This window comes from Paenibacillus anseongensis, assembly GCF_009757995.1.
GTDB lineage: Bacteria > Bacillota > Bacilli > Paenibacillales > NBRC-103111 > Paenibacillus_E > Paenibacillus_E chondroitinus.
This window is the reverse complement of record NZ_WSEM01000035.1, coordinates 1-13,792: the sequence shown is the minus strand read 5'-3', so window position 1 is coordinate 13,792 and position 13,792 is coordinate 1. Positions and strand designations below refer to the sequence as shown.

Here is a 13,792-nt window from a genome sequence, read left to right as displayed (position 1 = left end):
CAACTCGAACCGCATATGTTAATTGGGATAGCCTAAGCGCATGAGGAGGGAAATACACATGCAGGATCAGATTACTTCGATTCTGGAGCATATGGCGAAGTCGCAGCACGAGTTGGCACGTACCCTGGAAGCCAAACGCGAGGTGATTGCTCATATGGCGAAGATGGTTAGTGAAATCCCTGACCATAATCCTTCCTTCGGAGAAATCGAAGCATTAATGGAACATTCCTTGAGTATTACCAAAGGGATAACCAGCTATTTAAACAGTCTTGCCGATTTAGAGGATGCCATCGCGGACAATCTTTCGCCCATTATGAAGGTTATGAAAGAACAACCCGCTGATGAATAAATGTGGGGCAGGGAGTGGAGACATTGAGCAGAAATGATAGTTACTTGTCTTACCTGGATGCTACCGCCAAGATTCAATATAATGTAGCTCTCATTCTGGAGGCTAAGGCGCTGCATGCCGAGAAGTCGCGCAACTGGATATGCCAGCACCTGTCAACAGCGGCCTATGAAAGCAATGCCGAGCATGTGAAACAAGCGGTGGATATCCATGAACAGCTCATCGAGGTGATCGATGGCATTACCAAGATGGAGGTAGCCTTCGCCAAAAACTTGGGTGTGCTTATTGCAGAAGAGGATAATTCCAGCCTTGGCGGCAGTGCTGGCGGCGGATTTGGCGATTTGTTCGGAGGTTCAGGCCTCGACTTTAACAAATGAAGATAAATGAAAGAGAGCAGCAGATTAAGCTGGATATACTAGATTCTCTTGCAAGGAGCCAGCGGGCCTTGGCTCGAATCATTGAGAGTGTTGCAGATTCGGTAGAGAGTTCGCCGAAGCTGGCCGGTCAAATTGCTGACAATCTGACAGCTATCGTGGGTTATCAAAGGATTTTGACGAGGAAAATCATCGGATTACCGATGCGTGTGAAACAAAAAGGAGCGGCCAAACAACCGTGGTTAAACGCGAATACCGGCGTCCATCAAGGCAAGCGCAAGCGTAAGCCCCCCTCTTCTTCGAAGGCATAGAAGAGGATGGGGCTTTTTTACATATACGATGCTGATTTCCTTTTTACTATAAGCGCTTTCATCAAAACAGCAGTAGTCATTCGCCAATTTCTAGCCAAGCTAGGTAAGTGCATATGAATCTGTCCCAAGGCAGTCATACTATAAAGCAGGTCGAACGTACATGATCCAGTTGCCTTGAAGGGAAGGCGATCTGTGATAGATGTCCTATTTTGAGCTAGAGATAATACGGGCTTAAACGTATGCCGTGTCCATCGGGATGGATAAACATACAATGGGAACGAAAACGAATGCACATCACAGTGGGAGGGTGTGGACATGAAACAGCGTGGGCAGCGAAAGTTGTTAGTACCCAGGAGGAGAACGAGGCCTGTTTTCAAGCCCATTTCCAATCATCAATCACCAAAAGTATCTGTCGTCATCCCTGCAATGAACGAAAGGAAGACCATCGCGTCTGTCATTCGTCAAGCCCGATTGGTTCATCCAGCTACAGAAGTCATTGTGGTCGTTAATGGTTCCTATGATGAGACGGAGCGAATCGCCCGCCAGATGGGGGCACGGGTTATTTCATTTAAGGAATCGTTAGGGCATGATGTCCCCCGAGGCATTGGCGCGAGTCATGCGAAAGGGAGCACCATCCTGTTCATTGATGCGGATATGGTGATTGCAGCCAAAGATTTGCGGCCATTTGTGCAGGCGGTGGATCGTGGGGTTGATGTCGCGCTAAACAGCTACTCTGGCAAAACAGAGAAGGTGGATGTGCATCCTGTTGTGCTAGCCAAACACGCGCTTAACGTTGCACTCTCCCGGCCCGACCTGCGAGGAGCTTCGATGACGACAATCCCGCACGCTATTAGTCGTAAAGCGCTAAACGAGATTCATGCCGCTAATTTAGCCGTGCCGCCACTTGCTCAAACGATAGCATGTGTGAAAGGACTCACGCTCCACAAGGTTTACAACGTAAATGTGGGTCGGACGAATCCTAGAAAACGAAGAAAATTTAAGGTGGACCCGCTGCAAAATCTTATTCTTGGAGATCACCTCGAAGCCCTGAATTGGCTGCATGAACAGACGAATGAGCGTGGTCAGCTAACGGATTTAACAAGGGACCGAACCTTTGTGGGGTGAAGCTGTTGAATAAACCAGTGAAGAAACGTGTGAAACAAAGGCCAAAAGTGAGAGCCTTGAGAACGCTGAGAACCCCCGTCCCTGTACGCCGCCTGCGCAGGGGCTCCAGACCAACCAGATCAGCAGCGACGTTGTCTGTCGCATTAAGAAGAAGAGTACACGCAATTGGCGCTCGCTATGCTACGGACCACCCGTTGACCGAGGGGATGGACCCGAACTCGTATATCAACTCCCTATGGTGTTCCTTTTATACATCCAGGGAAATTGGGACGATTTCGGCGGGGCAGTATCTTCCTGTCTCCCGAGCGTTCCTTGAAGGTTATAGCGAGAAACAGGGGATGCCAACCCCGAATCTCGTGCTTGTTCCGACAAGGCAATCCATTGGAGCGGTCATTACGGTATCTAATGAGGAAAAAACGATTGCGCGCGTGCTGAACGCGCTGGAAAGATTGCCGATGAAGGAAATTATTGTCGTCATTAACGGCACAACCGACAACAGCGTTCATATCGCCAAGCAGTGCCCAAGGGCAACCATTGTTCATTATCCGAATCTCGTTGGCCATGACGTTGGCAGGTCGATTGGCGCCAAGCTTAGCACAGCCGACATGGTGCTGTTCCTGGATGGCGATATCCCGATTCAAACCGAGGAATTGTTGCCTTTCATTCGAGTCATCGACCAAGGCTGGGATGTTGCTTTGAACGACATTTCCCCTTATATCGGTCTCTTCACGCATCGCGATGGCGTCTCTATGGTGAAACAATTCGTAAACCGGGTTCAGGGTCGACCGGAACTGGGTGCCAACTCCATGACGGCGATTCCCCACATGCTTTCCCGCAAAGCGCTCCAGGTTATCGGCAGCGCAGCGTTAATGGTACCTCCTAAAGCGCAGGCGAAGGCAATCCGTTATGGATTGCGTATTTGTGCACCAGCAAGCATCGATGTGGTCACGGCCAATAAACCTACCCGATTGAATACAGGCAGCACGAATCCCGTTTCAAATCTGATTGTAGGCGATCATTTGGAGGCCCTCCATATGCTGCTTCATGAACGTGGAAGAAGACTTGAATTCAAGGATGTTCTTCGTACGCGAACTGCTCTGTCGGGGGGATCCATATGAACAGCACAAGTATCATCATCCCAAGCTTTAATGAAAGACAGTTGCTTCTAGATTGCATTTACTCCATCAGAGAACATACACGAATCCCCTATGAAATTATTGTGGTCGACAATGCCTCTACCGATGGGACACTGGATGCTTTGATTCGTGAGCAGGTTCCCTTCGTGTCCTTCTCCGAAAACAAAGGGTTTCCTGCAGCCTGTAACGCCGGCATGAAGCTGGCCAGGGGCAGCTCCGTGCTTTTGCTGAATAATGACGTTCTGCTAACACCGAATTGGTTGGATCATATGCTCACTTGTCTGTATTCTCGACATGATATTGGCATCGTAGGTCCAATGACCAACTATGCCAGCGGTATTCAACAAATGAAAGAGCCATATACGAATCTGCCGGATATGGTTCTGAAGTACAATGTTGGAAATAAAGGGAAATACAAAGAAGTTCAGCGTTTGATTGGCTTCTGCTTTTTGTTCAAACGTGAAGTGATGGATAAGATCGGTTACCTGGATGAACAATTCAGTCCTGGGCATTACGAAGATGACGACTACTGCTATCGCGCAAGGAAAGCCGGCTACAAGCTGATGCTGACCGAAGATACCTTTATCTTCCATCATGGCAGCGCGAGCTTCGGCAAGAAAAGCGAAAGCCAACTGCAAGCTATCGTGGAGCGTTCGCGCAAGATTTTTATAGAAAAGTGGGGCGTCGATCCCCAAGCATTTTTTGAGAAAGCATGATGAAAGGATGTCGTTGCTATGAAGGGAGTCATTCTAGCCGGGGGAACTGGCACACGTCTGCGACCCTTGACGAAAATGATTAACAAACATCTTCTACCCGTCGGTAAATATCCTATGATTTATTATGGGATTGAGAAGCTGAGAGCAGCGGGAATCACCGATATCCTTCTGATCACGGGTAAACACTCCGTATCCCTCTATACGGAATTTCTGGGTAGCGGGAAGGAGTGGGGCGTTAACATTTCCTACAAAATACAGGAAGAGGCCGGCGGCATTGCCGATGCTCTGGAGCTTGCCCACAATTTCGTGCATCCGGGCGAGAAGCTGCTTGTGCTGCTTGGCGATAATCTGTTCGAGGATTCGCTGGCTGGGTATGTGAAGCAATTTGAAGCTCAGCCGGAAGGAGCCAAAGTGTTTCTGAAGGAAGTAGAGGACGCCAGAAGATACGGGGTTCCGGTCATGGAAGGCGACTTGATCAAGCGGATTGAAGAGAAGCCCGAGCATCCGCAATCCTCGTATTGTGTCACAGGGATTTATCTGTACGATTCTACGGTATTCGACTTAATTAAGACGGTAGAGCCATCTGCTCGTGGCGAGATGGAGATTACCGATGTGAATAACCTATATGCGAGTCAAGGCAAACTCAGCTATCACCTGCTGACAGGGTGGTGGATCGACGCCGGCACCTTTCCTTCTTGGTTCGAAGCGTCCGATAAGCTGCGCGAATATCCGAACGTTGAGGCTGCAGCACCCAAGTCGGGCGCCGGTGATGACAAGTGAGGAAGTACAATTACATCATCATCGGAGCGGGGATTATTGGCCTCACGATCGCCCGTGAGTTGAAGAAAAGGGAGCCGGAAGTGTCCATTTGCATCCTGGAAAAAGAGTCCGATGTGGCTGCACATGCAAGTGGACGCAACAGCGGAGTCCTGCACGCCGGCTTCTATTATTCAGCGAACAGCTTGAAAGCGAAGTTCACGAAAGAAGGCAACCAGGCCATGCGAGCTTATTGTAAGCTTAACGGCCTGCAGTTGAATGAATGCGGCAAGCTGGTCGTCGCCAAAGATGAAACGGAGTTAGCCGGCCTGGAAGAGCTGAAGCTGCGCGCAGACATCAATGGCGTGCAGCTCATCTGGATGAATGAGCAAGAGATTGCTTCCATTGATCCGAATGCGAAGACATACCGGAAAGCTTTGTATTCACCAACAACGGCATCGGTTGATCCCGTAGAAGTTTGCAGGACGCTGAAGCGTGAGAATGTAGAGAACGGTGTAGAATTCCATTTCTTGACGAAATATCGCAAGCACCGGGGAGATCTCCTTTTTACGAGCTCAGGCACCTTCAAGTTCAATTATTTGATCAATTGCGCCGGGCTTTACGCCGACAGCATTGCCCATGATTTCGGGTTCGGCGGGAAATATACGATCATTCCGTTCAAAGGCATTTACTTGAAATATACGAAAAACAAAACGGACGTCGTCACGAACATCTATCCCGTTCCCAACTTGAAAAATCCATTTCTCGGGGTTCATTATACCAAAACGGTGGATGGCAGCATTAAGATCGGGCCTACGGCAATGCCGGCTTTTTGGCGGGAAAATTACCAAGGGCTGCAGGGCTTTAACTTGAAGGAATTCCTGCAAATTGTCGGCTTTGAGCTGAAGCTGTTTATCACAAATTCGTTTCACTTTAGACGCTTGGCCTTTCAGGAAATGCGCAAGTATATCAAATCCTACTTCATCGGGTTAGGGATGGGAATGGTCAGAGAAATCGACCCCAAGGGCTTCGGACATTTTCTAAAACCGGGTATTCGAGCGCAGCTGCTCAACGTTGAAACCTTGGAGCTTGTGCAAGATTTTGTCATCGAAGGCGACAAACGCTCGATGCATGTACTCAATGCGGTCTCACCGGCATTTACTTGTTCGATGCCTTTTGCCGCTTATGTCGTGGATCATATTATGAAACAACGAGGAGGAGCCCTTTCATGAAAGTGATTTCGACCAAGCTGCCGGGGGTCCTGGTACTCGAACCGAAAGCGCATGGTGATCATCGCGGTTTTTTTATGGAAAGCTACAACCAACAAACGTTAGCTGGCGAAGGCATTCATCATGCCTTTATTCAGGATAATCATTCCCTTTCCGTAGAATCGGGGGTTCTTCGAGGCCTGCACTACCAATTGGCGCCGAAAGCGCTAACGAAACTCGTTCGCGTTGTATCCGGTGCGGTTTATGACGTTGTTGTTGATATCCGCAAAGGTTCCCCGACTTATGGACAGTGGGTCGGCGTTATCCTAAGCGCGGAAAACAAACGGCAAATCCTGGTTCCGAAGGGCTTTGCCCATGGCGCATGCACCCTGGTACCGAACACACAGCTGCTGTACAAAGTGGATGATTATTATTCCCCTGAGCATGACCGAGGCATCGCGTGGAATGATCCTGCCCTTGGTATCGATTGGCCGGTATCGAATCCGATCTTGTCGGATAGGGATCGCCAGCAGCCTACGCTTGCGCTGGCGGACAATAACTTTGTTTATGGAGGGGACTTATCATGAAAACCATTATGGTGACGGGAGCGGGCGGCTACATCGGCAGTGTGCTGGTACCGAAGCTGCTGGATAAAGGTTATGCCGTTAAGGCAGTTGACCGCTTTTTCTTCGGTATCGATAAGCTCCCTCAGCATCCGAATCTGGTAACGATCAAGGAGGACTCCCGCCGTCTGAAGGAGGAAGCCTTCGCTGACGTGTATGCCGTCATTGACTTAGTGGCGATCTCCAACGACCCGAGCGGTGAGTTGTTTCAGGAAGCAACGCACCAGATTAACCATATTTCCCGTGTGAGCACGGCACATAAAGCGAAGAAACTTGGCGTGAAGCGGTACATTCTCCCGTCTTCCTGCAGCTTATACGGCTTTCAAGCGCCGGAAGTCATCGTCGATGAAAATTCGCCGACAAACCCGCTCACGACCTATGCCAAAGCAAACGAAATGGCGGAACACGGCGTGCTTCCACTAGCTGATGAGGCGTTCACCGTCGTTGTTATTCGGCAGGCCACCGTCTATGGCCATTCTCCCCGCCTTCGCTTCGATTTGGCCATTAATGGCATGGCGTTAGGCGCTTATCAGAATGGGGTTATTCCCTTAATGAGAGACGGTTCTCAGTGGAGACCGTTCGTTCATGTTCAAGACACAACGGATGTCATGTGCTTGCTGCTGGAAGCTGATCCGAAAGTCATCAACGGCGAAATCTACAACGTGGGTTCGGACAGCAACAATTATCAGCTCGGCCAATTAGCGCAAGAAATTACCGCAGTCATCCCTAAACCTGTAACGATTGCCTGGTATGGAGCGCCCGATCACCGTTCCTATCGCGTCAATTTTGACAAAATTGAGAAAGCCTTAGGTTGGCAGGGTAAATGGACGGCTGCACAGGGGGCATTAGAGATTTATAATGCTCTGGCTGCAGGCGAGGTACCTAGCATGGATCAAACAATTACGCTGGATTGGTACAGCGAGCTTATCAAGTGGCACAAAATTATTAAGGACGCTACGCTCTATGGCGGTATCTTGGATATTCAAGGATCGAGCGAGTAATGAAACGCATCGCGCTGCTAGGCGCCAAAGGCCAGCTAGGCTCCGATATTCATCGGGTATTGAAGGAAAACAGCCAGTTCGAGATCATTCCGGTCACGAGAGATATGCTGGATGTGGAGAATACAGAAACGATTATCCCCATTCTTGAAAAGCTTGGCCGCATTGACGTACTCATTAACTGCACGGCGTTTCATAACACCGAACAGTGTGAAGCCGATCCGCTCAAAGCTCTCCGCATTAATTCCATTGCCGTTCTGCGTATGGCGACTTATTGCAAACAGAATAGCACGCTTTTCATTCATTTCAGCACGGATTACGTGTTCGACGGCAGCAAGCAAGCGCCATATACGGAAGAAGATCGGGTGAGCCCCCTGAATGCTTACGGCAGCAGCAAAGCAGCAGGAGAGGAAGCTATTGCAGCTTACTTGGATACCTACTTCGTTTTTCGTGTATCCTCGTTGTTTGGCGAAGCTGGAGCCAGTGGGAAGGGCGGCAATTTTGTTGAGACAATGATTAGACTCTCGAAGCAAGGCAACCCTATTTCGGTTGTTCAGGATGTCATCATGTCACCGACGCATACACAAGATGTTGCTGAAACTGTACGAACTTTCCTGGAAAAAGAGATAACGGATTACGGTGTGTATCACTGCTCGGGCGAAGGTGCCTGCAGCTGGTATGAGCTGGCGGTCCAAACGTTTGCGTTTTGCGGGATTACCTGCGAGACGATACCGATTATGAACAGCGCGTACGCTGCCAAAGTGCGCAGACCGTTATATAGTGTGCTGGACAACAACAAACTGAATCGTATTTATCCGATGAGAAGCTGGCAAAGCGCCTTGGAGCAGTATTTGCAGCGCAAAGGATATGTCGTTATCCATGGAGGTGAGATGGAATGAGCGCTTTAAGAGCCGTGAAATCGAAGAAGTTGCCGATCAGATCGCTGAAAAATCAGAGGAGACGAGTACGCAAAGCCGTGAAAGTGAAGAAGCAGCCGGCTCCCCTGTCTCGCTACCAGGATGAATGGCGAAGAGGGAGTGACCAGGGATACGGAAAAGGCTGGTCACACGGTTTTCACATGGGACGCTGCCAAAGTATTATGCGGGACATTCCGCAGGAGCGGGGCATTCTCTGGGATTTGAAGGTAATGTATGTTAGGGCTAACGGATTGCCTTATACCGCGATGGATGAAGGGATCGAGGCTAGTCTGCGAGATATGGTGAGAGAAGTCATTGTTGTGAATCCCGTTGACCCTATTGTTCAAATTGCGGCTGAGACAAGGCCGGACCTTGTCCTTGTGCTCGATGCCATTGGGCAATCCTTGCCGGGAGATGTGGTGCAAGCCATTCGGGCGCATGGCATTCGCACGGCGATTTGGCTGCCGGATGATCCGTATCATTCGGATCAGTCGACAGGGCTCGTCCCGCACTTTGATTATGTATTCACCCTGGAGAAAAGCTGTGTTGAGCCTTATAAGGCACTCGGCTGCCAGAATGTGCATTATTTGCCGTTCGGCATAAATCCGGATTCTGTGAAGCTGGACTATGTGCCTACGAATTTTCGCAAAGATATTTGTTTCATTGGCACAGCTTTCTGGAATAGGGTTGCGTTCATTGATGAAATAGCCGATTATCTGCAGCACAAGGACGTCATGATTAACGGTTATTGGTGGGATCGGCTAAGTTCTTATGACAAGTTGTCTTCCAAAATTCAAGGCTTATGGTTGAGCCCGCAAGATACGATGAAGTATTACCATGGGGCCAAAATCGTGATCAATCTTCACCGGGCGACCGATGACAAATCCCATAACAGCAACAGCAGGCAAATCCCCGCTTTCTCGCCTAATCCTCGGCTTTTTGACATTACAGCAGCGGGCACCTTGCAATTAACGGATGTCCGTGACGAATTGGCAACCTTCTATAAACCTGGAGAAGAAATTGACACCTTCAGTTCTCCACAGGAGCTTATCCAGAAAATAGAGTACTATTTAGCCCATGAAGAAGAGCGGCAGCATATCGCATTGCGAGGATTGGCGCGGACGCTGAAGGATCATACGTATCGCAAACGATTGAATGAATTGTTAACGATAACGAACAAAGGCGGGTGAACGTATGTTGCCCATAAAAAAGAAACAAAGCGGTAAGAAGTTAGCCAAAGTGATCTCCTTCCGGCGAGGTAAGCTTTCTCGCAAGCGCAAAGGCTTATTCTCTTCTCTCCGCAAAAAGAAAAAACGCCGGAGACTTGCCGCGCTGCCGCTGACACGGCTCATGCCGATAGAAACCGTGACCGTCTACGATCAGGGGTATAATGCGGGGTATGACAAAGGTTTCGATAAAGGGTACCGGGATGGAAAGCATGATGGGGGCGATGCGATTGTCGATCGTTTGCTGCCAGACTATCAGATCCTGCCCGAAATTACGATTGAGCAGATTGTTGCCGCCGGCGTGGAACATTTGCGGCCGCACATCTATCACATGCTTACCGCAAGGGATCTGGGAGACCGGATCATCGCTGCGCTTGACGCCAGAGCGCCATTTTCCCTCGTCCGACTAGGTGACGGGGAGCTGCTTACTCTGGCGCAGGAGACCATTTTACCGATTGAGCAAATTAAGCAAGACGGTCCGTTTCTCCCATATGCCGGCGTAGAAGTACCGGATCTGGAAATTAAAGCGGAGCTGGTGCAGGCGATTCGCGGAGCTAGCGTCGTAGGTATTCCGAAGCTGCGGGTGCGCAATTTCCAACCGCTCGCGTTCGCGGTGTTTAAAGCGGAACATATAAACTACCATGAACTTACTTTGACGGATTCGCTGGTGAATTATTATATCTATCACGAGGGGTATCTGTCACGGATTACACAGGGTAGAAGGGTGCTGCTGGTAGGCAACTTAGCGCCGCATTTGGCAGAAGTGCTTCGCGCGCACGGCGTGAATATTGTTGGCGAGATTACGCCGGTCCATGGCGTGAAGGATATCCCGCACATCAAAGAAAACATCGCCGGTTACGATTTTGATATCGCGCTGGTTTCCGCAGGGATCTCGGCTGTCATCATTTCCGAATGGATTGCGTCGAGTATGGGGAAAGTAGCGATCGATTTCGGGCATTTGGCGGACTCTATCGTGAAAGGGGAGGCTCCTTACCGATGAGAACAGCAGTGAAGCGACGGGTCCAGAAATCCATGGGCAAATCCCGCAAGTTTCATAAGCTTGGCAAACTGGGCAGGGTAGGCAAGCCGGGTAAGGTAGCCTCCTCCCAAGCAAGTTATAACCGCGGTTACAATGAAGGTTTTAACATGGCTTATGACAGCGCGCACGATCATGCCTTCCAGCTTGGCTGGGATGCGGGGGTCACCCCCTCGAAGTTTCAGGGAACGAGCATCATCATCGTTACGACGAACGATCAGCGCCACCACCTTCAGAATTGTATCGACAGCATTTATGAATATACGCCGGAACCCTTCGAACTCATCGTCATCGATAATGCCTCAACGGATGATACAGCCGAGTACTTGAAGTCCCTGACGGGGAAAATCCGGTACAAAATCTTTACTTCCAATCTCGGCTTCGCCGGAGGGACGAATCAAGGTTTAAGGATGGCGCGCGGTTCCAACCTGCTGTTTTTAAACAATGACACCATTGTAACCAAGGATTGGCTGAAAAATATGCTGACTTGCCTTAACAGTAATGAGAAATTCGGGCTTGTTGGCCCAATGACGAATTACATTAGCGGCGAGCAGCTGCTGCAGACGAATTACACCTCCACGGAGGAAATGCACCATTTTGCTGCAAACTTTAATCACTCGAACCCTGCCAAATGGCATGTGACCACGAGATTAACAGGCTTCTGTGTCCTTATGCGGCGCGAGGTTTTCGAGCGGTTGGGGTATTTGGATGAAGGTTTTGAGATTGGAAACTGCGAGGATGACGACTTCGGTTTTCGAACGCGCATCATGGGATTAGAACTTGTTATTGCTATGGATACCTTCATTCATCATGTCGGAAGCGTCTCGATCAAAGCGTTGGGCGAGCAGCGTTTTGAAGAAGTATATGGCAGAAATTTGGAGTTCTACGCACGAAAATGGGGAGAAACCCACAGTTTGCTGCATGAAGTCCACCAAAAGCTCGGTGGCGGAAGTGCAGCGATGGTTGATTTCTACCCAAGCCATATCGTTGTGCGAGGGGTAACATCCGAGCTCTATTGGATTGAGAATGGCCACCGCCACCCGATCGAAGGGGAGTCGCATCACTTGTCGGCTACCCGCGTCTCGCAAGTCGATCTGCGAAGCTGGCCGAAGGGACATTCCTTATCGCAACATGACGTACAGAACAAGCTTGCTGCTCTTGCACAAGGCGTTTACGTCGATGGGCACTTGCAAGAAGGTGCGCTTGCGCGGACCGAAGATCATGCCGTATATCAAATCAAAAACGGTAAAATGCAGCGATTTATTAACGATTGGCCGCTGCGCTACTGGAATTTGGATCTGCGTCACCAAACGGCCATGAGCTGGGATGACTTTCATCGGTTTGCGCCAGCGCTGCCGATTATTGCCCCCGCCATCATCGTGGCGAATAATGTCTAAAGGAGTGAGGAATCTATGAAAGTGAAGTCATCTGTGCGCAGAAAGGCTGCTGGCAAGCTTCTCAAGAAAGCGAAGCCGGTTCGCGGCAAAAAAGTGCTCCTGAGAAAAAGAAATCGCCCTGCCAAAGCGCTCCTGACACATCGGGGAGGCTTCGATAAGGGCTTTGACAATGGATACGATAGAGGGTATATGGATGGGTTTCACAAAGGTTTCGAGCAAGGCTTCGACCATCTCTATTCAGCCTCTTAAGCAAGGGGCGGCAGCTTGATCGTGGTACGTAGGTGCTGCCGCCTCCTTGTTTAACTTAGACCGTGCGTATTATCCCCAACGTAAAATAAGTCCAGCGTGCGTTAGTCCCCCGCCAAAACCGTATAGCAGGAGCGTATCGCCTGCTTGCACCCTGCCATCTTTTACGCCTAAATCAAGCGCCAGAGGAATAGAGGCTGCTGAGGTATTGCCGTAATACTCAAGGCTGTATAGAGCTTTCTCGAAAGGAATTTCGCTCTTTTCACAAATCGACTGAATGATCCGCAGGTTAGCGCTATGCGGGATGAACCAATCAATCGCGGAATGCGGCAGCCCGCTTTTGGTTAGCAAGTGCTCGATCCCTTCCGGTACGGTTGATACCGCAAATTTATAAACTTCGCGGCCGTTTTGGACTAGCTTGCCACCGCCAGTGAGCGGTATGTCCTGCCACTGTTCGGACAGGCCGGTGCGATAAACATGCTTGCCGCCGGAGCCGTCGGAGCCAACATGATGCGCCAGGAATGCCGGATGCTCCTCCTCGCGTTCCACCACCACGGCTCCTGCGCCGTCGCCGAACAGAATGCAGGTCGACCGGTCCGTATAGTCGGTGATTTTGGACATCGCGTCTCCGCCGACCACGAGCACCTTGCGGTGCAAGCCTGCCGCGACTAGTCCGCTTGCGGTATGGACCGCATAGGCGAACCCTGCGCAGGTGGCGTTAAGGTCGTAGGCGCCGACAGCCGGGAGGTCGAAATGAGCTTGAATCATACAAGCTACCGGTGTTGATGGCAGGTCTGGCGTATGCGTAGTGACAATGACCAGATCCACATCGTTCAGCGCTTCCGGATATCGGTCAAGCATGTTTTGGACAGCAGCTATACATAAATGGCTAGTGAACTCCTCGGCAGCGGCGATTCTGCGTTCCCGCATGCCAGTGCGTTGAACGATCCACTCATCGTTGGTTTCCACCATAGCTTCAAGATCGGCGTTGCTTAAAATATGCGAAGGCACGTAACTGCCTATTGCTGAAATACGGGCATTCAAGGGATTTGAGACAGGCATGAGAAGCTCGCTCCTTTTGTTATCAAGTATTAGTACCAGGTACTAATTATAATTCAACTTTACTGTAAAATGTGGTTGCTGTCAATGGTGCATGAGCACAATATCTAGCGACCATTGAGCTGAGGGAAAGAGAACTTCAGTCCTCTATTTATTAGGAATGAACCGATTTCCTCTTGAATGGGAACTATGATCCTTTATTTCCTCCAATTCGACCCCAATGTAAGCTTTTAAGACAAATAAAGCCCTTTAGTTCCGGTTCGCTGTTAAGCCCCCTAATTGAATTGGAGAGTACCTAGGGAAATGAGGTACTATTAA

Annotated in this window: 16 protein-coding genes; 15 read left to right on the top strand and 1 reads right to left on the bottom strand. The window is 49.9% G+C overall.

Going from position 1 to position 13,792, the window contains the following annotated elements:
- Positions 1–58: 58 nt before the first annotated feature.
- From GON05_RS33875 to GON05_RS33805, 15 genes are all read left to right on the top strand, one after another.
- Entirely contained in the window at positions 59–349 is a 291-nt protein-coding gene (locus tag GON05_RS33875) for a hypothetical protein (RefSeq protein WP_157325869.1), read from the top strand.
- A 23-nt stretch (positions 350–372) separates the two neighbouring features.
- Positions 373–723: an alpha-helical endospore appendage domain-containing protein gene (locus GON05_RS33870; protein ID WP_157325868.1), complete on the top strand. Its 351-nt coding sequence runs from the start codon at positions 373–375 to the stop codon at positions 721–723.
- Complete coding sequence (locus GON05_RS33865) at positions 720–1,031, top strand: hypothetical protein (protein WP_157325866.1); 312 nt, start codon at positions 720–722, stop codon at positions 1,029–1,031. Before GON05_RS33870 ends, GON05_RS33865 begins: the two co-directional genes overlap by 4 nt.
- 315 nt (positions 1,032–1,346) lie before the next feature.
- Entirely contained in the window at positions 1,347–2,156 is an 810-nt protein-coding gene (locus GON05_RS33860; protein WP_157325865.1) for a glycosyltransferase family 2 protein, read from the top strand.
- Between the two features lie 5 nt (positions 2,157–2,161).
- Complete coding sequence (locus tag GON05_RS33855; protein WP_157325864.1) at positions 2,162–3,274, top strand: glycosyltransferase family 2 protein; 1,113 nt, start codon at positions 2,162–2,164, stop codon at positions 3,272–3,274.
- Positions 3,271–4,008: a glycosyltransferase family 2 protein gene (locus tag GON05_RS33850; protein WP_127456604.1), complete on the top strand. Its 738-nt coding sequence runs from the start codon at positions 3,271–3,273 to the stop codon at positions 4,006–4,008. The genes GON05_RS33855 and GON05_RS33850 overlap by 4 nt, the downstream gene beginning before the upstream one ends.
- 18 nt (positions 4,009–4,026) lie before the next feature.
- On the top strand, positions 4,027–4,788 hold the full coding sequence (locus GON05_RS33845) for a sugar phosphate nucleotidyltransferase (protein WP_157325863.1): 762 nt from the start codon (positions 4,027–4,029) through the stop codon (positions 4,786–4,788).
- Positions 4,785–5,996 (top strand): L-2-hydroxyglutarate oxidase, encoded by a 1,212-nt coding sequence (gene lhgO, locus GON05_RS33840; RefSeq protein WP_181646206.1) that lies wholly within the window; start codon positions 4,785–4,787, stop codon positions 5,994–5,996. Before GON05_RS33845 ends, lhgO begins: the two co-directional genes overlap by 4 nt.
- Positions 5,993–6,559, top strand: coding sequence for a dTDP-4-dehydrorhamnose 3,5-epimerase (gene rfbC / locus GON05_RS33835; RefSeq protein WP_157325862.1), 567 nt, complete (start codon positions 5,993–5,995; stop codon positions 6,557–6,559). Before lhgO ends, rfbC begins: the two co-directional genes overlap by 4 nt.
- Positions 6,556–7,596 (top strand): NAD-dependent epimerase/dehydratase family protein, encoded by a 1,041-nt coding sequence (locus GON05_RS33830; RefSeq protein WP_157325861.1) that lies wholly within the window; start codon positions 6,556–6,558, stop codon positions 7,594–7,596. The genes rfbC and GON05_RS33830 overlap by 4 nt, the downstream gene beginning before the upstream one ends.
- A complete protein-coding gene (gene rfbD / locus GON05_RS33825) occupies positions 7,596–8,492 on the top strand; it encodes a dTDP-4-dehydrorhamnose reductase (RefSeq protein WP_157325860.1) in 897 nt (298 codons plus the stop codon). Before GON05_RS33830 ends, rfbD begins: the two co-directional genes overlap by 1 nt.
- Complete coding sequence (locus GON05_RS33820; RefSeq protein WP_157325859.1) at positions 8,489–9,700, top strand: CgeB family protein; 1,212 nt, start codon at positions 8,489–8,491, stop codon at positions 9,698–9,700. Before rfbD ends, GON05_RS33820 begins: the two co-directional genes overlap by 4 nt.
- A gap of 4 nt (positions 9,701–9,704) precedes the next feature.
- Entirely contained in the window at positions 9,705–10,736 is a 1,032-nt protein-coding gene (locus GON05_RS33815) for a GT-D fold domain-containing protein (RefSeq protein WP_157325858.1), read from the top strand.
- Complete coding sequence (locus GON05_RS33810; protein ID WP_157325857.1) at positions 10,733–12,169, top strand: glycosyltransferase family 2 protein; 1,437 nt, start codon at positions 10,733–10,735, stop codon at positions 12,167–12,169. Before GON05_RS33815 ends, GON05_RS33810 begins: the two co-directional genes overlap by 4 nt.
- Positions 12,170–12,184: 15 nt before the next feature.
- Positions 12,185–12,418: a hypothetical protein gene (locus tag GON05_RS33805; RefSeq protein WP_127456613.1), complete on the top strand. Its 234-nt coding sequence runs from the start codon at positions 12,185–12,187 to the stop codon at positions 12,416–12,418.
- 69 nt (positions 12,419–12,487) lie between these two features.
- Here the strand turns inward: GON05_RS33805 and GON05_RS33800 are convergent, their stop codons facing one another.
- Positions 12,488–13,477: a ketoacyl-ACP synthase III gene (locus GON05_RS33800; protein WP_157325855.1), complete on the bottom strand. Its 990-nt coding sequence runs from the start codon at positions 13,475–13,477 to the stop codon at positions 12,488–12,490.
- Positions 13,478–13,792: the final 315 nt, after the last annotated feature.